Raw genomic sequence first — 17,736 nt, 5'->3', positions numbered from 1 at the left:
TGGATTCAAAGGTGCTTGAAGGATGTGGACCCTGGGCGACCGAAAAAAAGCCATGGGCGTTGAAAAATTAATCCAGCGACCCAGGCATGCCCAGGCTTTCGCCGTTGTGATCGGGGAAGCCCGCTTTCGTCGACGCCATCACCCCGGCGCCCGGCACGTTCCAGTCCAGGCAATCACGCCCCGGCACCGCGCGCACCAGCAGCGCCACGGGAACCACACGTAAAATGTCATCAGCAGTCAACTCGCAGAGGAATAAAGGGCCGCTTACGGCTGACGGCAATTCTGCTTGACCGACAGCTCTGGCGCCGGCTCCTACTTCACCTGCTGCAAGCCATCAGCGCCCTGGAAGATGAAGTATTTGATCCGGCAGTCCTTGAACATCGGCGAGTAACCCTCAGCCCGGAAGCCTTGGCCGTCGACCTGCTTGGTCACAGTGTTGTTGCGGCTGACCACCGCGAGCACCTGGGCATAACCCTGGCCCATCTTCACCCCCGGCTCGCCGGTGACCGTCATCGACGAGGCGCAACCGCCCAACCCTGCCGCCGCCAATACCAGCGCGACGCCGTACAGTCCATTGCGTAGATCGTTCATTCGCTGCTTCCCTTCAGTGATGGATCAGCGGCGGCCATCGCACACTGGAGATTCGCCAACGCGTCCCTGGCATGGCCCGTGGCTCAACGTGAGGTCAATGCCGCTGGCACCGATGCAACGTCCTTGCAACGGATCATCGACAGGGTTTACTGGACATCTTCAGCCTGATCGCCACTGAGCACTACGCGGTCGATCTTGAAGCACGGCATTTGATTGCGCGGTAAGCGCGGAGGTGGCGACCCAAGACGGCAGCCAAACAGAGGGTTTTGCTCGAGAGGGGGATCAACAGACATTTCGCATCCTTGTGAGTGAAGTTTCCTACATGCGTAGATGGGTCATCACAAAGAAGTAAAAGTGCCACGGAGAACCATGGCACTGTGACACATCCGACACAATCAGCCGCAGCCGGCATTCAAGGCATAGAGAGAGGCGCACGGTTCACACGGCGCAATCAGCTCTTGTGTAACTTACTCATCAACTGCGCCTCAGCCTGGGTCAAGCCACACGACTGGGTCAGTTCATCCACGGTAGCGCCCATGCCCACCAGCTTCGCCGCCTGGGCAAATGACAGGCTGGAAGGATCACGCTGCTCGATCTGCGCCAGTTTGTCCGGCAACGGCGCGAGGATGGCGCGCAGTTCATGCACCTCGTCCCCGACCTTCACCGCACTCTGCTGGAAGTGATCGACCCGCTTGACCAACTCCAGCACCCGTCGATCACGCACCGCATCGCGCTCGGCCTGCTGCATCGCCAATTCGCGCTGCTGGCGTATATAGCGCAGCAGAAAACCCAAGGTCCCGGCCCACAACAGGGCCAGGACAATCACCGCGACCTCAAGGAACAATCAGATGCTCTCCAGTTCCGACCATTCTTCTTCGCTCATCATTTTGTCCAGCTCAACCAGAATCAACAGTTCGTTGTTCTTGTTGCACACGCCCTGGATGAACTTGGCCGATTCCTCGTTGCCCACGTTCGGCGCGGTTTCCACTTCCGATTGGCGCAGGTAGACCACTTCCGCGACGCTGTCGACCATGATACCGACCACTTGCTTGTCGGCCTCGATGATGACGATACGCGTGTTGTCGCTGACTTCGACCGTGTCCAGGCCAAAACGCTGGCGGGTGTCGATCACCGTCACCACGTTGCCGCGCAGGTTGATGATGCCCAGCACATAGCTTGGCGCACCGGGAACCGGAGCGATCTCGGTGTAGCGCAGCACTTCCTGCACGCGCATCACGTTAATACCGTAGGTTTCGTTGTCCAGTTTGAAGGTAACCCATTGCAGGATCGGATCATCCAAACCTTGTGCGGACGCTGACTTGTTCATATCTCTGACCCCTTCAAATGCCGATGTAGGCGGCGTGTGTACTTCTTTTGGCCGCACGCTCGCGCGGCCCTTATTGTCCAATCAACTGCGTTTGTTCACCGGCATCGCCTTAACGGCACCGCTGGCGATCAACTCGGCCAGTTCGGCAACGTCCAGCAACGCGCACATGTGTTCGATCACGGTGCCTGCCAGCCAGGGCCGCTGGCCCCGGTGGCTGCGCCATTTGATTTCATTCGGGTCCAGGCGCAGCGAGCGGCTGACTTGATGCACCGCCAGCCCCCATTCGTAGCCCTGCACCGAGATCACGTATTGCAAGCCCTGGCGGAAGTCATCGCGGTAGCGGTCGGGCATCACCCAGCGCGCGGTGTCCAGCACCTTGAGGTTACCGGCCTGGCTCGGCAGGATGCCCAGGAACCACTCCGGCTGCCCGAACAATGGCGTCAGTTCCTGGCCCTCCAACGAGTAGATCGAGCCCAGGCACACCAACGGCACCGCCAGGGTCAACCCGGCGACGTCGAACAGCAGACATTCAAATGGCTCGGCCGCCCAGGCCGGACGATCATCGCCGCTCACCGGCGGTGGCGTGATGCTCGGTGGCAGGTGCACTTCCACGACCGGCTCGACCACCACAGGCACGACGGGCGCGACCACCGGGACGCTGACCGGGACGACGAGTGCATCGCGGGCCTGCTCTTCCAATACAGCCAACTGGAACTCATCCAGGCTGCTCGACGACGGCACTTCGACCGCCGGCTCCAGCACCAGGATAGGCTCCTGTAATTCTTCCGCGGTCGCGTCCTGCAGCAAGGCATCCAGGTAGGATTCCAGTGCCAGTTGCGGCCGGGTCTTGACCTTGAGTTCGACGGGACGGTTCATCATCAGGCCACCTGCGCCACAAGCTGCTGGGACAGCAGGTGCTTGAGCAACGCCCGGTACGCCAGCACGCCCCGGCTTTTGCCGTCGAACTGCGACGGCGTGAGCCCGGCACGGCTGGCATCACGCAGGCGGGTGTCCACCGGGATGTAGCCGTTCCAGATGGTCTCCGGGTAGGCATCGCGCAGGACGCGCAAGGTGCCCAGGGACGCCTGGGTGCGGCGGTCGAACAGGGTGGGCACGATGCTGTAGGGCAACGCCTGTTTGCGCGAACGGTTGATCATCGCCAGGGTACTGACCATGCGCTCCAGGCCCTTGACCGCCAGGTGCTCGGTCTGCACCGGGATCACCAGTTGCTGGCTGGCCGCCAAAGCGTTGACCATCAGCACGCCGAGCAACGGCGGGCTGTCGATGATCGCGTAGTCGAAGTCCTGCCACAGTTGCGCCAGGGTCTTGGCGATCACCAGGCCCAGGCCGCTCTGCCCCGGCGACTGGCGCTCCAGGGTGGCCAGCGCGGTACTCGACGGCAGCAGGGAAATGCTTTCGTTACTGGTGGGCAGCAGCAATTGCCCGGGCAGGTCGGCCGGTACGTTGCCTTTGTGCAGGAACAGGTCGTAGTTGCTGTGCTCCAGCGCATCCGGGTCGTAGCCGAAATAGCTGGTCATCGAGCCGTGGGGGTCGAGGTCGACCACGACCACACGCTTGCCCGCCTCGGCCAGCAAGCCGGCTAAAGCGATGGAGGTGGTGGTCTTGCCGACTCCACCTTTTTGATTGGCAACTGCCCAGACTCTCATTCGGATGGTTCCTCCCGGTGGGCACACGCGCGACCGAGACATTGCATAAGGTTATTGAGCCGGCGACGGAGAATTGACGGCACTCTGCTGAACCGGCGGCTTTGCAGGGGCCGGTGCAGTTTGTGTGCCAGCGCGCTTCAAGGCCGCATCCGGTGTTGCATTGGCGGTACCGGTGCCGGTCAGGCTACGGCGCACCTCCAGGTTTCGGGACACCACCAGCACCACCCGACGGTTGCGTGCGCGGCCTTCGAGCGTGGCGTTATTGGCCACCGGCTGGAACTCGCCATACCCCACCGACGCCAGGCGTCCAGGGTTCACGCCCTGCATCGCGAGCATGCGCACGATGCTCGCGGCACGGGCCGATGACAGCTCCCAGTTGGTCGGGTACTGCGCAGTACTGATCGGCACATTGTCGGTAAAGCCTTCAACGTGGATCGGGTTTTCAAACGGTTTGAGGATCGCCGCCACCTTGTCGATGATGGTGAACGCCTGGTCGCTGGGCAACGCATCGGCACTGGCGAACAGCAGGCTGGAATTGAGCTCGATCTCCACCCACAACTCATTGCCGCGCACGGTCATCTGGTTGGAGCTGATCAGGTCGCCAAACGCGGCACTGATGTCATCGGCGATGCTTTTCAGCGGATCACTGGTGCCGCCCACACCGGCAGCGGTTTCGTCGCTGTCATTGACCAGCGGCTTGGCCGGGGTCACGGTCTTGGGCCGCTCTTCGCCAATCGGGATCGGCTTGAGCGAACGGTCGGCGTCGTTGAACACGCCGATCAACGCCTGGGAAATGACTTTGTACTTGCCTTCGTTGATCGACGAGATGGAGTACATCACCACGAAAAAGGCGAACAGCAAGGTGATGAAGTCCGCATAGGACACCAGCCACCGCTCGTGGTTGACATGTTCTTCAGGCTCGCGACGGCGACGGCTCACAGGCGATTACCTCCGCAAAACAAATCAACTGTAGGAGCGAGCTTGCTCGCGAAAAACCCGAGAGCAACGCGTTCATCCAGGATGCCCGCGTTATCGTTGACGATTTTCGCGAGCAAGCTCGCTCCTACAGGGTTCATGACCATCAATCCATGAAGCCCTGGAGCTTCAATTCGATGGAGCGCGGGTTCTCGCCCTCGGCAATCGACAGGATGCCTTCCAGCAGCATCTCGCGATAGCGCGACTGGCGCATGGCAATCGACTTGAGCTTGCTGGCCACCGGCAACAGCACCAGGTTGGCACTGGCCACCCCGTAGATGGTGGCAACGAACGCCACGGCAATGCCGCTGCCCAGTTGCGACGGATCGGCCAGGTTGCCCATCACGTGGATCAGGCCCATCACCGCGCCGATGATGCCAATGGTCGGCGCGTAGCCGCCCATGCTTTCAAACACTTTGGCGGCGTTGATGTCGCGGCTTTCCTGGGTGTAGAAATCCACCTCGAGGATGCTGCGGATCGCTTCCGGCTCGGCGCCGTCCACCAGCAATTGCAGGCCTTTGCGCGAATAGCTGTCGGGTTCGGCATCGGCCACGCCTTCGAGGCCCAGCAGGCCTTCCTTGCGCGCGGTGAGGCTCCAGTTGACGACGCGATCGATGCCACCGGCCAGGTCGACACGCGGCGGAAAAATGATCCAGATGAGGATTTGCATCGCGCGCTTGAACGAACTCATCGGTGACTGCAGCAACGCGGCGCCCACCGTGCCGCCAATCACGATCAGCGCCGCCGGGCCGTTGGCCAGGGCGCCCAGGTGACCGCCTTCGAGGTAGTTGCCGCCAATAATGGCGACAAACGCCAGGATGATGCCGATCAGGCTCAATACATCCATCAGAGGCAGGCCTCCACCAGATGCCTGCCGATATCGTCCAGGCTGTAGACGGCGTCGGCCAGGTCAGCCTTGACGATGGCCATGGGCATGCCATAGATCACGCAGCTGGCCTCGTCCTGGGCCCAGATCGCACTGCCGCCCTGCTTGAGCAGGCGCGCGCCTTCACGACCGTCGGCGCCCATGCCGGTGAGCACCACCGCCAGAACTTTGTCGCCGTAGGACTTGGCCGCCGAACCGAAGGTGATGTCCACGCACGGCTTGTAGTTGAGGCGCTCATCACCCGGCAGGATTTTGATCGCGCCACGGCCGTCGACCATCATCTGCTTGCCGCCCGGAGCCAGCAACGCCAGGCCAGGACGCAGGATGTCGCCATCCTCGGCTTCCTTGACGCTGATGCGGCAGAGCTTGTCCAGGCGCTCGGCAAAGGCCTTGGTGAACGCGGCGGGCATGTGCTGGATCAACACGATCGGCGCCGGGAAGTTGGCCGGCAATTGGGTCAACACGCGCTGCAAGGCGACCGGGCCGCCGGTGGAGGTGCCGATGGCGACCAGTTTATAAGCCTTGCGCTTGGGCGCAGGCGAATGGGCAGCCGCCGGTGCGGACGTGCGCACCGGCGGCGCGGCAGGCCGTGCAACCGGCGCAGGCGCCGGGCGGCCAAACGTGGAACCGGCAGGCGCCGCCGGCGCAGCAACCGGTGCCGGCGCAGGGGCTGGCGCGCTGAACAGGCTGCGGCGGTTGCTGCGGGAAATACTGTGGACTTTCTCGCACAGCAGTTGCTTGACCTTCTCGGGGTTGCGCGAGATGTCTTCGAAATTCTTCGGCAGGAAGTCCACCGCCCCCGCATCCAGCGCGTCGAGGGTCACTCGGGCGCCTTCGTGGGTCAGCGAGGAGAACATCAATACCGGGGTCGGGCAGCGTTGCATGATGTGCCGGACTGCCGTGATGCCATCCATCATCGGCATCTCGTAGTCCATGGTGATCACGTCCGGCTTCAACGCAATGGCTTGATCAATCGCCTCTTTGCCGTTGGTGGCCGTGCCGACCACCTGGATGCTTGGATCGGCGGAAAGAATTTCCGAGACGCGGCGGCGGAAGAAACCCGAATCGTCCACCACCAGGACCTTGACTGCCATAAACACTCCGTTAGGTGGGGCGGGCAATACCGCCTATGCCCCACCAGAATCAAATACGCCGAGCGGCGTAACGCTTGAGCATGCTCGGAACATCGAGAATCAGCGCGATCCGACCGTCACCGGTGATGGTCGCACCCGACATGCCCGGGGTTCCCTGCAGCATTTTGCCCAAAGGCTTGATGACCACTTCTTCCTGGCCAACCAGTTGATCGACGACAAAGCCGATACGCTGGGTGCCCACGGAGAGAATCACCACATGGCCTTCGCGCTGCTCTTCATGGGCGGCCGATGCAACCAGCCAGCGCTTGAGGTAGAACAGGGGCAACGCCTTGTCCCGCACGATCACCACTTCCTGGCCGTCGACCACGTTGGTGCGCGACAGGTCGAGGTGGAAGATCTCGTTGACGTTGACCAGCGGGAAGGCGAACGCCTGGTTGCCCAGCATCACCATCAGGGTCGGCATGATCGCCAGGGTCAACGGCACCTTGATGACGATCTTGGAGCCCTGGCCCTTGGTCGAGTAGATGTTGATCGAGCCGTTGAGCTGGCTGATCTTGGTCTTCACCACGTCCATGCCCACGCCACGGCCCGACACGTCGGAAATCTCGGTCTTGGTCGAGAAGCCGGGGGCGAAGATCAGGTTGTAGCACTCGGTGTCGGTCAGGCGGTCGGCGGCGTCCTTGTCCATCACGCCACGCTTGACGGCGATACTGCGCAGGATATTCGGGTCCATGCCCTTGCCGTCATCGGTGATCGACAGCAGGATGTGGTCGCCTTCCTGCTCCGCCGCCAGGATCACCTTGCCGCCACGGGACTTGCCTGAGGCTTCGCGTTCTTCCGGGGTTTCGACACCGTGGTCGACAGCGTTGCGCACCAAGTGGACCAGCGGGTCGGCCAGGGCCTCGACAAGGTTCTTGTCGAGGTCGGTTTCTTCACCCACCAGTTCCAGGTTGATCTCTTTCTTCAGCTGGCGCGCGAGGTCGCGAACCAGGCGCGGGAAGCGGCCGAAGACTTTCTTGATCGGCTGCATGCGCGTTTTCATCACCGCGGTCTGCAGGTCGGCGGTGACCACGTCGAGGTTCGACACGGCCTTCTGCATGGCTTCATCGCCACTGCTCAGGCCCAGGCGCACCAGGCGGTTACGCACCAGTACCAGCTCGCCGACCATGTTCATGATGTCGTCCAGCCGCGCGGTATCGACCCGTACGGTGGTTTCGGCTTCACTGGCCGGTTTTTCCGCGACCGGCGCCGTAGCGGCACGCGCTGGAGCCGGGGCAGCAGCCGGCGCAGGCGCAGGCTTGGCGGCGGGCGCGGCGGCTTTGGCGGCAACCGGTGCCGCCGTGGCTGCAGCAGCGGCCGGGGCGACTTCGGTGAACTTGCCCTTGCCGTGCAGATCGTCCAGCAGTGCTTCGAATTCGTGATCGGAGATCAACCCATCGTCCGCAGGCTTGGCGCCGGCAGCGGGTGCTGCCGGGGCCGCGGCCGTAGCGGCGACTGCCGGCAAGGCATCGGCCGCGAAGGTGCCCTTGCCATGCAACTGGTCGAGCAACGCTTCGAATTCATCGTCAGTGATGTCGGTGCTGGCAGAAGCGGCAGGCGCCTGCGCAGCACCGGCGGCGGCACCGGCAGGCGCCACGGCGTCGGCGGCGAACTGGCCCTTGCCGTGCAATTGATCGAGCAGGGACTCGAACTCAGCGTCGGTAATGTCCTCGCTGGTCGGCGCGGCAGCCGGGGCAACCGGGGCAACCGCAGCCGGCGCTTCGGCTTCGGCCTTGACGGCACTGAGGGAGCTGAGCAGTTGCTCGAACTCGCTGTCCGTCACATCCGCTTCAGGCTCCGCCACCGGTTCCGGTACGGCTTCGACCACCGGCGCTGCCGAGGTGTCGGCCGGCTCTGCATAGCGCGCCAGGGCGGCCAGCAGTTCCGGAGTGGCTGCGGTGATCGGGGCACGCTCGCGCACTTCGCTGAACATGCCGTTGACCGCATCCAGTGCTTCGAGAATCACGTCCATCAACTCCGAATCAACGTGACGCTCACCCTTGCGCAGGATGTCGAACACGTTCTCGGCGATGTGGCAGCACTCCACCAGCTCATGGAGCTGGAGGAAGCCGGCGCCCCCTTTTACAGTATGAAAACCGCGAAAAATTGCATTGAGCAGGTTCGCATCATCCGGGCGGCTTTCCAGCTCGACCAGTTGTTCGGACAGTTGCTCTAAAATTTCGCCGGCCTCTACAAGGAAATCCTGAAGGATCTCTTCATCGGCGCCGAAGCTCATGTGGGTGCTCCTTAGAAGCCTAAACTGGATAACAGGTCATCTACGTCATCCTGACCTGACACAACGTCTTCACGTTTATCGGCATGAATCTGCGGACCTTCACCCTTGGCGAGATGTTTTTGTGGATCTTTTTCAGAGAGGATCGCTTCGCGGTCATGTTCGATGCCGGCAAAACGGTCGACCTGGCCGGCCATGAGTACCAATTTGAGCAGGTTGCTTTCCACTTCGGTGACCAACTGGGTCACACGCTTGATCACCTGACCGGTCAGGTCCTGGTAATCCTGGGCGAGCAGAATGTCATTGAGGTTGCTGGAAACCGTGCGGTTTTCCTGCTCGCTGCGCGACAAAAACCCTTCGACCCGACGTGCCAGCTCACGAAACTCTTCCGCACCGACTTCACGGCGCATGAAGCGGCCCCAGTCAACGCTCAGGGCGTGGGCTTCCGTGGCCATGCCGTTGACCAGGGGCGTGGCGTTTTCCACCAGGTCCATGGTGCGGTTGGCCGCCGCCTCGGTCAGCCTGACCACATAGGACAGGCGTTCGGTGGCGTCGGTGATCTGCGAAATCTCTTCGGCCTGGGGCATGTGCGGGTCAATCTGGAAATTGACGATCGCGCTGTGCAGCTCGCGTGTGAGCTTGCCCACTTCCTGGTACAGGCCTCGGTCACGGGTCTGGTTGAGCTCATGGATCAACTGCACCGCATCGCCGAACTGGCCTTTTTCAAGGCTGTCGACCAACTGGTGAGCATGCTTTTTCAGGGTCGACTCAAAGTCTCCCTGTGACGTTTCTTTATGCTCCATAGCTCCCCCGCGATGGCATCAGCCGTGGATGCGTTCGAAGATCTTTTCGATCTTCTCTTTCAAGGCCTGTGCAGTGAATGGTTTGACCACGTAACCGTTGACCCCGGCCTGGGCGGCTTCGATGATCTGTTCACGCTTGGCTTCGGCGGTCACCATCAACACGGGAAGGCTGCGCAATTTTTCGTCGGCACGCACGTGGCGCAACAAGTCGATACCGGTCATCCCCGGCATGTTCCAGTCCGTTACCAGAAAGTCGATGCTCCCGCTGTTGAGGATCGGAATCGCCGTAAGGCCGTCATCCGCCTCGACCGTGTTTGTGAACCCAAGGTCACGCAACAGGTTTTTTATGATCCGCCGCATCGTTGAGAAGTCATCAACGATGAGGATTTTCATGTTCTTGTCCAATTCGACCTCCAAGCAGTCTTAAACGCGCCCAGCACCTGGACGCGCCATTTCAATCAACAGGCATTACACAAAAAGGACTGCCGAGGGCACCACGGCCCGAGCCCGCGAAGGCTATCACCTTCGCGGTATCGCTTTGCAATGCTCCCCACACTGCCTGTCAGCGCGCTCGCCACTCTCCCAGACGCCCCCGCAAGCGGGCCGCGCACTGGCTGTGCAACTGGCTGACACGGGATTCGCTGACCCCCAGGACCTCACCGATTTCCTTGAGGTTCAGCTCTTCGTCGTAGTACAGCGCCAACACCAACCGCTCGCGCTCCGGCAAGTTGGCAATGGCGTCCGCCAACGCTCCCTGGAAACGCTCATCTTCCAGGTCACGCGACGGCTCCATATGCGTGCTCGCGCCGTCCTCATGCAGCCCTTCGTGTTCGCCGTCCTGTAACAGGTCGTCGAAACTGAACAGGCGGCTGCCCAAGGTATCGTTCAAAATCCCGTAATAATCGTCGAGACTCAATTGGAGTTCGGCCGCAACTTCGTGATCTTTAGCGTCGCGACCGGTTTTTGCTTCAATTGCACGAATTGCGTCACTGACCATGCGTGTATTGCGGTGCACCGAACGCGGCGCCCAATCGCCTTTGCGCACTTCGTCGAGCATCGCGCCACGGATGCGGATGCCCGCATACGTCTCGAAGCTCGCGCCCTTGCTCGCGTCGTACTTGGTCGACACTTCGAGCAGGCCGATCATGCCCGCCTGGATCAGGTCTTCGACCTGGACGCTGGCGGGCAGGCGTGCCAGCAGGTGATAGGCGATGCGCTTGACCAGTGGCGCATAGCGCTCGATCAACTCGCCCTGGCTGTCACGGGCAGACTTCTTGTAAGCGTTATAGCCGTTCGCTGTCATAGCACCGGTCCTGCACTCGTCTGATGCACCAATCGCTCGACGAAAAACTCCAGATGCCCCCGAGGGTTGGCAGGCAACGGCCAGGTATCGACCTTCTGGGCAATAGCCTTGAACGCCAATGCGCACTTGGAACGAGGGAACGCTTCGTAGACTGCACGCTGCTTTTGCACAGCCTTGCGCACACACTCGTCGTAGGGAACTGCACCGACGTATTGTAAGGCGACATCGAGAAAGCGATCCGTGACCTTGGTCAACTTGGCGAACAGGTTGCGACCTTCCTGCGGGCTCTGGGCCATGTTGGCCAGGACGCGGAAGCGGTTCATGCCGTAGTCACGGTTAAGCAGTTTGATCAGGGCGTAGGCGTCGGTGATCGAGGTGGGTTCATCGCAGACCACCAGCAAGACTTCCTGCGCCGCGCGCACGAAGCTGACCACGGACTCGCCGATCCCGGCGGCGGTGTCGATCACCAGCACGTCGAGGTTGTCGCCGATGTCACTGAATGCCTGGATCAGGCCGGCATGCTGCGCCGGGCTCAGGTGCACCATGCTCTGGGTGCCGGAGGCGGCCGGCACGATGCGGATCCCGCCTGGGCCCTGGAGCAGCACGTCGCGCAGCTCACAGCGCCCCTCGATCACATCGGCCAGGGTGTGTTTGGGCGTCAGTCCCAGCAGAACGTCGACGTTCGCCAGCCCCAGGTCAGCATCCAGCAGCATGACGCGACGGCCAAGCTCTGCCAGGGCCAGGGACAAATTCACTGACACGTTAGTTTTTCCGACGCCACCTTTGCCGCCGGTCACCGCGATCACCTGTACGGGATGCATGCTGCCCATTTTATTTCTTTACCTTGTCTTGCTTAGACGCAGGCTACATGGCTTGGCCGCGTGAATCGCTTGCAGACCATCGATGTAGGTACATTTCACGGTGTTCATCGCGCCTCAACCCACCCGCTTTGCCGGGTTGTGGTAAAGGTCGGCGAACATATCGGCCATCGCTTCCTCGCTAGGCTCTTCTTGCATTTGCACGCTGACAGCGCGGCTGACCAGTTGATGACGGCGCGGCAGATGCAAATCATCCGGGATCCGCGGGCCGTCGGTCAGGTAGGCAACCGGTAGTTCATGGCTGATAGCCAGGCTCAACACTTCGCCCAGGCTGGCGGTTTCATCCAGTTTAGTCAGGATGCAGCCGGCCAGACCGCAACGCTTGTAGCTATGGTACGCAGCGGTAAGAACCTGTTTCTGGCTGGTGGTTGCAAGCACCAGGTAATTTTTCGACTTGATACCACGCCCGGCCAGGCTTTCCAGTTGCAGGCGCAACGCCGGATCGCTGGCCTGCAGGCCGGCGGTGTCGATCAGCACCACGCGCTTGCGCAGCAACGGATCGAGCGCGTTGGCCAGGGATTGGCCCGGGTCGACGTGGGTGACCGGCACATTGAGGATACGGCCCAGGGTCTTGAGCTGTTCCTGGGCGCCGATGCGGTAGCTGTCCATGCTCACCAGCGCGATGCTGTTCGCGCCGTACTTGAGCACATAGCGCGCCGCCAGCTTGGCCAGGGTGGTGGTCTTGCCCATGCCGGCAGGGCCGACCATGGCGATCACACCGCCCTCTTCCAGGGGTTCGATTTCCGGGGTGGCGATCATCCGCGCCAGGTGGGCCAGCAACATGCGCCAGGCCTGGCGAGGCTCTTCGATTTCGGTGGTCAGGGCCAACAGGTCGCGGGACAACGGGCCGGACAGGCCGATGCGTTGCAAGCGGCGCCACAGGTTGGCCTGGTGCGGTTTGCTGCCTTGCAGTTGGGTCCAGGCCAGTGAACCCAGTTGCACTTCCAGCAATTCGCGCAGGCCGTTGAGTTCAAAACGCATTGAGTCGAAGACGCGCTGGTCGACTGCGGCGGCCGGGGCTGGCGCGGCAGGACGTGGCGGTTCGATGAACGTTGGCTCAACCAGCGGCTCGGCGGCGGTCAGCGGCAGGCCGGCGAACAACTGGCGATTGGTGGTGGCATCGCTGTCGCCACGCATGCTCAGCTCAGCCTGGGCCGAGACGATGCGCGAAGCAGTCTTGCGCAGTTCGTCTTCGAGCTCCATGTTCGGCACACGCGGCGCCAATGCCGAGGGGGTGTAGTCCAGGGCAGCCGTCAGCTCGACACCGCCGGCAATACGACGATTACCGATAATCGCGGCATCGGCGCCCAGCTCATCGCGGACCAGTTTCATGGCCTGACGCATATCGGCGGCGAAAAAACGCTTAACTTGCATAACCCACTACCCTCAGCCGTTGGGCCCTACTGTCGCGACGATAGTCACTTGCTTGTTGTCAGGAATTTCCTGATAAGCCAAAACGTGCAAATTCGGTACTGCCAGACGTCCAAACCGCGACAGCATCGCCCGGACCGGACCCGCCACCAGCAGAATCACCGGTTGGCCCTGCATTTCCTGGCGCTGTGCGGCGTCGATCAACGAACGCTGCAGTTTCTCAGCCATGCTTGGCTCCAGCAGAACGCCCTCTTCCTGGCCTTGTCCTGCCTTCTGAATACTATTGAGCAATATCTGTTCCAACCTTGGTTCCAAGGTGATCACAGGCAGCTCGGAGTCAAGCCCTACAATGCTTTGCACGATTGCGCGGGACAATCCGACACGCACCGCCGCCACCAGCGCGGCGGTATCTTGACTCTTGGCGGCATTGTTGGCGATAGCCTCGGCAATGCTGCGAATGTCGCGTACCGGCACCTGTTCGGCCAACAGCGCCTGCAGCACCTTGAGCAGTTGCGACAACGACAGCACGCCCGGCACCAGCTCTTCTGCCAGTTTTGGCGAGGCCTTGCCCAGCAAGCCCATCAATTGCTGGACTTCTTCGTGGCCGATCAGCTCGTGGGAGTGCTTGTACAGGATCTGGTTGAGGTGGGTTGCGACCACGGTACTGGCGTCCACCACGGTGTAGCCCAGGGACTGCGCCTGGCTGCGCTGGCTGATTTCGATCCACACCGCCTCCAGGCCAAAAGCCGGATCTTTGGCGGTAATGCCGTTGAGGCTGCCGAATACCTGGCCGGGGTTGATTGCCAGCTCGCGGTCCGGGTAGATCTCGGCTTCGGCCAGGATCACGCCCATCAGGGTCAGGCGGTAGGCACTGGGGGCCAGGTCGAGGTTGTCGCGGATATGCACGGTGGGCATCAGGAAGCCCAGGTCCTGGGACAGCTTCTTGCGCACGCCCTTGATCCGCGCGAGCAACTGGCCGCCCTGGTTGCGGTCCACCAAGGGGATCAGGCGGTAGCCCACTTCCAGGCCAATCATGTCGATCGGGGTCACGTCGTCCCAGCCCAACTCCTTGGTTTCCTGGGCGCGGGCCGGGGATGGCAGCAGTTCCTGCTGGCGCGCAACTTCTTGCAGGGCCTGGACCTTGACCGCATTCTGCTTTTTCCAGAACAGGTAGGCAGCGCCGCCGGCCAGGGCCGCCATGCTCAGGAACGACACATGGGGCATGCCCGGCACGATCCCCATGATCGCCATGATGCCGGCCGCCACAGCCAAGGCCTTGGGCGAGGCAAACATCTGGCGGCTGATCTGCTTGCCCATGTCTTCGGAGCCCGAAGCACGGGTCACCATGATGGCGGCAGCTGTAGATAACAACAGTGATGGCAATTGCGCCACTAAACCGTCACCGATGGTCAGCAGGGCGTACACCTTGCCCGCATCGCCGAAGGTCATGCCGTGCTGGAAGATCCCGACCGCCATGCCGCCGATCAGGTTGATGAACAGGATCAGCAGGCCGGCGATGGCGTCACCGCGCACGAATTTACTGGCACCGTCCATGGAACCGTAGAACTCGGCTTCCTGGGCGACTTCCAAGCGGCGGGTCTTGGCCTGGTTCTGGTCAATCAGGCCGGCGTTGAGGTCGGCGTCGATAGCCATCTGCTTGCCGGGCATGGCGTCGAGGGTAAAGCGTGCGCTCACCTCGGAAATCCGCCCGGCGCCCTTGGTCACCACCACGAAGTTGATGATCATGAGGATCGCGAACACCACGATACCGACCACGTAGTTACCGCCGATCACCACCTCACCGAAGGCCTGGATCACCTTACCGGCAGCGGCGTGGCCATCCTGGCCGTGGAGCATGACCACACGGGTGGACGCCACGTTCAGCGCCAGGCGCAACAGGGTTGCCACCAGCAGGATCGTCGGGAACACCGCGAAATCCAGCGGCCGCAAGGCGTAGACGCACACCAGCAGCACGACGACGGACAGGGCGATGTTGAAGGTGAAGAACACGTCCAGCAGGAACGGCGGCATCGGCAACATCATCATTGCCAGCATGACCAGCAACAACAACGGCACACCCAGATTGCCCCGCGAGAGGTCAGTCAGGGTGCCACGGGCCGTGCTGAACATTTGAGAGCGATCCACCACCGGTATTCCTCGTTTCCTTGAAGCAAACTTTTGACGCCGGGAGGCGTCCTGGAGGCGGTATTGCAAGAAGCCTTCCAACTTTGCTTTTAGTTTCGGACCTCCTCATAAAGGACACAATCCAGCGGGTATAAATCGATTGGACTGTGGGAGGGGGCTTGCTCCCGATTGCTGAGTGTCAGGCACTGATGCTTTGACTGATCCACCACTATCGGGGGCAAGCCCCCTCCCACATTTTGAGCTGTGCACAGCCGGGGCTATCGAGGAAATTTCTGACAAGGATTTGGGGTTGCCCCTAGGAGCTGCGCTCTCTAGTCTCCGAACACCACTGCAAAAGCAGCGGACGGGCGTCGCGGCCCGGTTTACTACGGAACAAAAGCACCATCTCCCTTTCAGTAAGCGGTTTTTTATCGTCTACTGTGCGGCGTTATGGCGGCTGTGCGCGGGATACCTTCGGGTATGCCGGGTTCCTTGGTAACCGGTCCGCGAACCTGTGCACAGCTGCCACCTTCCATCGCGTCGCGGCGATCTGTGGCAGCTTCACCTTTACCGAGGAACTTCACAATGATCAAACCCACCCCAAATCCCCCGACCACAGTACTCTTCACCGTCATCGACGGCATCAGCACCGAAGACCTCCTGGTCAACCTCAGCGAAACCCTCGCCTCGGCCAACGCGCTGAGCTGTAACTTGGCCTTTGACCTGGAAGGCTCGAAACGAGAGCAATTGCTGGGAGTGACGCAGTTGATCGAACTGGCGCAGTTACTGGCGGATCGTGTGCACGCTGGCGCCGCAATAACGACCGCAGCAAGCAACGGATAATACGGACCCTAGGTGGGAGGGGGCTTGCCCCGATGGCGGTATCATTCACCTACTCAGGGTCTGACACACTGCAATCAGGGGCAATCCCTTTCCACACTTTCGAACGGGGTAAGCTTTTAAAGAGGTCGCATATTCCCGGCCTGCGGGTCTTTGTGACCTTGCGAGATGTCATGTTCCTCTGGCAGTGAGAGAACAATCAAACACCGAGCAATTCCACATCAAAGCAGAGTGTTGCATTTGGTGGGATTACCCCCCCAGCGCCCCTTGCCCCATACCCAAGCTGAGGAGGGATGATCAACCTTCGCTGCCCGCCGACCTTCATTCCTTGCACACCCTCATCCCACCCACGAATAACTTGACCCGCACCCAATGCAAACACGAATGGATCGTTGCGATCACGGCTCGAGTCAAACTTGGCCCCTTGTACGCCATTTTCCCAAAGCCAACCCGTGTAATGAACGCTGACACGCTGGCCAGCCTTGGCTTCAACACCTTCACCCTCTGTCGTGTCCCCATACTGAAGACCGCTGTCGGTAGTGATCATCAGAACCCCCTCCTTCCTCAACAAGATTTACGCACAACGTGCGCGTTCCGCCCCATCAGACCGCGATACCGTGGCGGCGGCTACTGTTAAAGTTGACAGGTAGCAAGTACAACTCACTAGCAAAGGCCCAACGGCCAACTGAGCTTGTCGAGGTGAAATCGGGGCCAAATGTTGGAGGGGGCTTCTCCCCGATAGCAGTGTGTCAGGCCAAGGGCAGGTCACTGATACACCGCTATCGGGGGCCCCCTCCCACATTTGGGTCGGTGGACATCAGCCGTTACTGAGGAAATTTTCGACCGTGATTCTGGGCTGCCCACAGGAAACTCGATTTCCAGTCTCCGTACACCGCTTCACACGCAGCGGTCTGGCGTCGCGGCCCGGTTGATCAAGCATCGCCCTGCGAGAACGATCACAACGATCAAAGGACGTGGACGTCTTCAGCCTGAGCACCTTTGGGCCCCTGGGCAACCTCGAACTCTACTTTTTGCCCCTCTTCGAGCGTCTTGTAGCCGTCGCCCTTGATCGCCGAATAGTGGACGAAGACATCTCCACCCCCATCCTGACTGATAAAGCCGTATCCTTTTTCGCCGCTAAACCATTTCACCGTGCCTGTCGACATTGCCGCTCTCCTGACACCCCGCCCAGAAAACCAGGCGAGACTCACTGGATAATCTTGATGTTTGACGCGAATACGCCCTCAGGGCGGTGGATTCTCGAAAACTGCACTCTCTGACCTTGCTTGAGCCAAATCCCAGTAGAACTCGTGAGGTCCACCCGCACACGTTCGTCGTCGCGATCCATTGCAATCACGCCCACGCCTGTTTTGTGGTCGTATGTCTCGACCGTGCCTTTCATCACCTCCATCGCAATACCCTCTACCTCACGCACCGCAAAGTGCGTGGAATTCCCGGAGCTATAAAACCGCGATAAGGCGACGGCGACTACTGTCAAAGTTGACAGGTAGACGGGGCTTAACGACGAGTGGTAGAGGCTGGCGACGGTCAAGGGGCTGCCGCGCAGGCAGGTGCGGGGCAAGCCCGCTCACCACAAAGAAGCTC

The 17,736-nt window shown here is 61.1% G+C and carries 20 protein-coding genes; 1 reads left to right on the top strand and 19 read right to left on the bottom strand.

Annotated features, from left to right (window positions below):
• Positions 1-67 precede the first annotated feature (67 nt).
• The 16 genes from PspCFBP13509_RS31420 to flhA all read right to left on the bottom strand — a co-directional run bounded on the left by PspCFBP13509_RS31420 (position 68) and on the right by flhA (position 15,297).
• Positions 68-217 (bottom strand): hypothetical protein, encoded by a 150-nt coding sequence (locus PspCFBP13509_RS31420; RefSeq protein WP_159440255.1) that lies wholly within the window; start codon positions 215-217, stop codon positions 68-70.
• Positions 218-312: 95 nt separating this feature from the next.
• Positions 313-591, bottom strand: a complete 279-nt coding sequence (locus tag PspCFBP13509_RS12850; protein WP_137212129.1) for a hypothetical protein — start codon at positions 589-591, stop codon at positions 313-315.
• A 451-nt stretch (positions 592-1,042) separates the two neighbouring features.
• Positions 1,043-1,435: a DUF2802 domain-containing protein gene (locus tag PspCFBP13509_RS12845; protein WP_065924146.1), complete on the bottom strand. Its 393-nt coding sequence runs from the start codon at positions 1,433-1,435 to the stop codon at positions 1,043-1,045.
• Positions 1,436-1,918 carry a chemotaxis protein CheW gene (locus tag PspCFBP13509_RS12840; protein WP_005790025.1) on the bottom strand — a complete coding sequence of 161 codons (483 nt, stop codon included), beginning with the start codon at positions 1,916-1,918 and terminating at the stop codon, positions 1,436-1,438. It lies immediately after the preceding gene.
• An 81-nt stretch (positions 1,919-1,999) separates the two neighbouring features.
• On the bottom strand, positions 2,000-2,794 hold the full coding sequence (locus PspCFBP13509_RS12835) for a CheW domain-containing protein (protein ID WP_065924145.1): 795 nt from the start codon (positions 2,792-2,794) through the stop codon (positions 2,000-2,002).
• 2 nt (positions 2,795-2,796) lie between these two features.
• A complete protein-coding gene (locus PspCFBP13509_RS12830; RefSeq protein ID WP_065924144.1) occupies positions 2,797-3,585 on the bottom strand; it encodes a ParA family protein in 789 nt (262 codons plus the stop codon).
• A gap of 51 nt (positions 3,586-3,636) precedes the next feature.
• Entirely contained in the window at positions 3,637-4,524 is an 888-nt protein-coding gene (motD, locus tag PspCFBP13509_RS12825; protein ID WP_065924143.1) for a flagellar motor protein MotD, read from the bottom strand.
• 142 nt (positions 4,525-4,666) lie between these two features.
• Positions 4,667-5,407, bottom strand: a complete 741-nt coding sequence (locus PspCFBP13509_RS12815; protein WP_027603872.1) for a flagellar motor protein — start codon at positions 5,405-5,407, stop codon at positions 4,667-4,669.
• Positions 5,407-6,540: a protein-glutamate methylesterase/protein-glutamine glutaminase gene (locus PspCFBP13509_RS12810; protein WP_074847404.1), complete on the bottom strand. Its 1,134-nt coding sequence runs from the start codon at positions 6,538-6,540 to the stop codon at positions 5,407-5,409. Before PspCFBP13509_RS12810 ends, PspCFBP13509_RS12815 begins: the two co-directional genes overlap by 1 nt.
• Before the next feature lie 49 nt (positions 6,541-6,589).
• The gene (locus PspCFBP13509_RS12805; RefSeq protein WP_137212127.1) at positions 6,590-8,815 is read right to left on the bottom strand and encodes a chemotaxis protein CheA; all 2,226 of its coding nucleotides are present in this window, start codon (positions 8,813-8,815) and stop codon (positions 6,590-6,592) included.
• Positions 8,816-8,826: 11 nt separating this feature from the next.
• Positions 8,827-9,615: a protein phosphatase CheZ gene (locus tag PspCFBP13509_RS12800; RefSeq protein ID WP_065924973.1), complete on the bottom strand. Its 789-nt coding sequence runs from the start codon at positions 9,613-9,615 to the stop codon at positions 8,827-8,829.
• Positions 9,616-9,633: 18 nt separating this feature from the next.
• Positions 9,634-10,008, bottom strand: coding sequence for a chemotaxis response regulator CheY (locus PspCFBP13509_RS12795; protein WP_160385018.1), 375 nt, complete (start codon positions 10,006-10,008; stop codon positions 9,634-9,636).
• A gap of 169 nt (positions 10,009-10,177) precedes the next feature.
• Positions 10,178-10,918: an RNA polymerase sigma factor FliA gene (fliA, locus tag PspCFBP13509_RS12790; protein WP_065924972.1), complete on the bottom strand. Its 741-nt coding sequence runs from the start codon at positions 10,916-10,918 to the stop codon at positions 10,178-10,180.
• On the bottom strand, positions 10,915-11,748 hold the full coding sequence (fleN, locus tag PspCFBP13509_RS12785; protein WP_003192912.1) for a flagellar synthesis regulator FleN: 834 nt from the start codon (positions 11,746-11,748) through the stop codon (positions 10,915-10,917). The genes fliA and fleN overlap by 4 nt, the downstream gene beginning before the upstream one ends.
• 105 nt (positions 11,749-11,853) lie before the next feature.
• Positions 11,854-13,170, bottom strand: a complete 1,317-nt coding sequence (gene flhF, locus PspCFBP13509_RS12780) for a flagellar biosynthesis protein FlhF (protein ID WP_065924971.1) — start codon at positions 13,168-13,170, stop codon at positions 11,854-11,856.
• 12 nt (positions 13,171-13,182) lie between these two features.
• Positions 13,183-15,297 carry a flagellar biosynthesis protein FlhA gene (gene flhA, locus PspCFBP13509_RS12775; protein ID WP_370737638.1) on the bottom strand — a complete coding sequence of 705 codons (2,115 nt, stop codon included), beginning with the start codon at positions 15,295-15,297 and terminating at the stop codon, positions 13,183-13,185.
• 579 nt (positions 15,298-15,876) lie between these two features.
• Here flhA and PspCFBP13509_RS12770 point away from each other — a divergent pair.
• Positions 15,877-16,134 (top strand): DUF6124 family protein, encoded by a 258-nt coding sequence (locus PspCFBP13509_RS12770; protein ID WP_065924970.1) that lies wholly within the window; start codon positions 15,877-15,879, stop codon positions 16,132-16,134.
• Positions 16,135-16,330: 196 nt separating this feature from the next.
• Here the strand turns inward: PspCFBP13509_RS12770 and PspCFBP13509_RS12765 are convergent, their stop codons facing one another.
• From PspCFBP13509_RS12765 to PspCFBP13509_RS31735, 3 genes are all read right to left on the bottom strand, one after another.
• The gene (locus PspCFBP13509_RS12765; RefSeq protein WP_065924969.1) at positions 16,331-16,678 is read right to left on the bottom strand and encodes an FKBP-type peptidyl-prolyl cis-trans isomerase; all 348 of its coding nucleotides are present in this window, start codon (positions 16,676-16,678) and stop codon (positions 16,331-16,333) included.
• A 418-nt stretch (positions 16,679-17,096) separates the two neighbouring features.
• On the bottom strand, positions 17,097-17,297 hold the full coding sequence (locus tag PspCFBP13509_RS12760) for a cold-shock protein (RefSeq protein WP_137212126.1): 201 nt from the start codon (positions 17,295-17,297) through the stop codon (positions 17,097-17,099).
• A gap of 41 nt (positions 17,298-17,338) precedes the next feature.
• Entirely contained in the window at positions 17,339-17,713 is a 375-nt protein-coding gene (locus PspCFBP13509_RS31735) for a cold shock domain-containing protein (RefSeq protein WP_242001067.1), read from the bottom strand.
• Positions 17,714-17,736: the final 23 nt, after the last annotated feature.

The organism is Pseudomonas sp. CFBP13509 (genome assembly GCF_005233485.1).
GTDB lineage: Bacteria > Pseudomonadota > Gammaproteobacteria > Pseudomonadales > Pseudomonadaceae > Aquipseudomonas > Aquipseudomonas marginalis.
This window is presented reverse-complemented; position numbering and strand designations above follow the sequence as displayed.

Excerpts from the sequence above, each read along its gene's own strand:
- flhF (WP_065924971.1), bottom strand. The coding sequence starts at position 13,170 with ATGCAAGTTAAGCGTTTTTTCGCCGCCGATATGCGTCAGGCCATGAAA.
- fleN (WP_003192912.1), bottom strand. The coding sequence starts at position 11,748 with ATGGGCAGCATGCATCCCGTACAGGTGATCGCGGTGACCGGCGGCAAA.
- PspCFBP13509_RS12800 (WP_065924973.1), bottom strand. The coding sequence starts at position 9,615 with ATGGAGCATAAAGAAACGTCACAGGGAGACTTTGAGTCGACCCTGAAA.
- PspCFBP13509_RS12795 (WP_160385018.1), bottom strand. The coding sequence starts at position 10,008 with ATGAAAATCCTCATCGTTGATGACTTCTCAACGATGCGGCGGATCATA.
- PspCFBP13509_RS12850 (WP_137212129.1), bottom strand. The coding sequence starts at position 591 with ATGAACGATCTACGCAATGGACTGTACGGCGTCGCGCTGGTATTGGCG.
- PspCFBP13509_RS12830 (WP_065924144.1), bottom strand. The coding sequence starts at position 3,585 with ATGAGAGTCTGGGCAGTTGCCAATCAAAAAGGTGGAGTCGGCAAGACC.
- PspCFBP13509_RS12760 (WP_137212126.1), bottom strand. The coding sequence starts at position 17,297 with ATGTCGACAGGCACGGTGAAATGGTTTAGCGGCGAAAAAGGATACGGC.
- PspCFBP13509_RS12770 (WP_065924970.1), top strand. The coding sequence starts at position 15,877 with ATGATCAAACCCACCCCAAATCCCCCGACCACAGTACTCTTCACCGTC.
- PspCFBP13509_RS12840 (WP_005790025.1), bottom strand. The coding sequence starts at position 1,918 with ATGAACAAGTCAGCGTCCGCACAAGGTTTGGATGATCCGATCCTGCAA.
- PspCFBP13509_RS12805 (WP_137212127.1), bottom strand. The coding sequence starts at position 8,815 with ATGAGCTTCGGCGCCGATGAAGAGATCCTTCAGGATTTCCTTGTAGAG.
- PspCFBP13509_RS12835 (WP_065924145.1), bottom strand. The coding sequence starts at position 2,794 with ATGAACCGTCCCGTCGAACTCAAGGTCAAGACCCGGCCGCAACTGGCA.
- fliA (WP_065924972.1), bottom strand. The coding sequence starts at position 10,918 with ATGACAGCGAACGGCTATAACGCTTACAAGAAGTCTGCCCGTGACAGC.
- PspCFBP13509_RS12810 (WP_074847404.1), bottom strand. The coding sequence starts at position 6,540 with ATGGCAGTCAAGGTCCTGGTGGTGGACGATTCGGGTTTCTTCCGCCGC.
- PspCFBP13509_RS12815 (WP_027603872.1), bottom strand. The coding sequence starts at position 5,407 with ATGGATGTATTGAGCCTGATCGGCATCATCCTGGCGTTTGTCGCCATT.
- PspCFBP13509_RS12765 (WP_065924969.1), bottom strand. The coding sequence starts at position 16,678 with ATGATCACTACCGACAGCGGTCTTCAGTATGGGGACACGACAGAGGGT.
- flhA (WP_370737638.1), bottom strand. The coding sequence starts at position 15,297 with ATGTTCAGCACGGCCCGTGGCACCCTGACTGACCTCTCGCGGGGCAAT.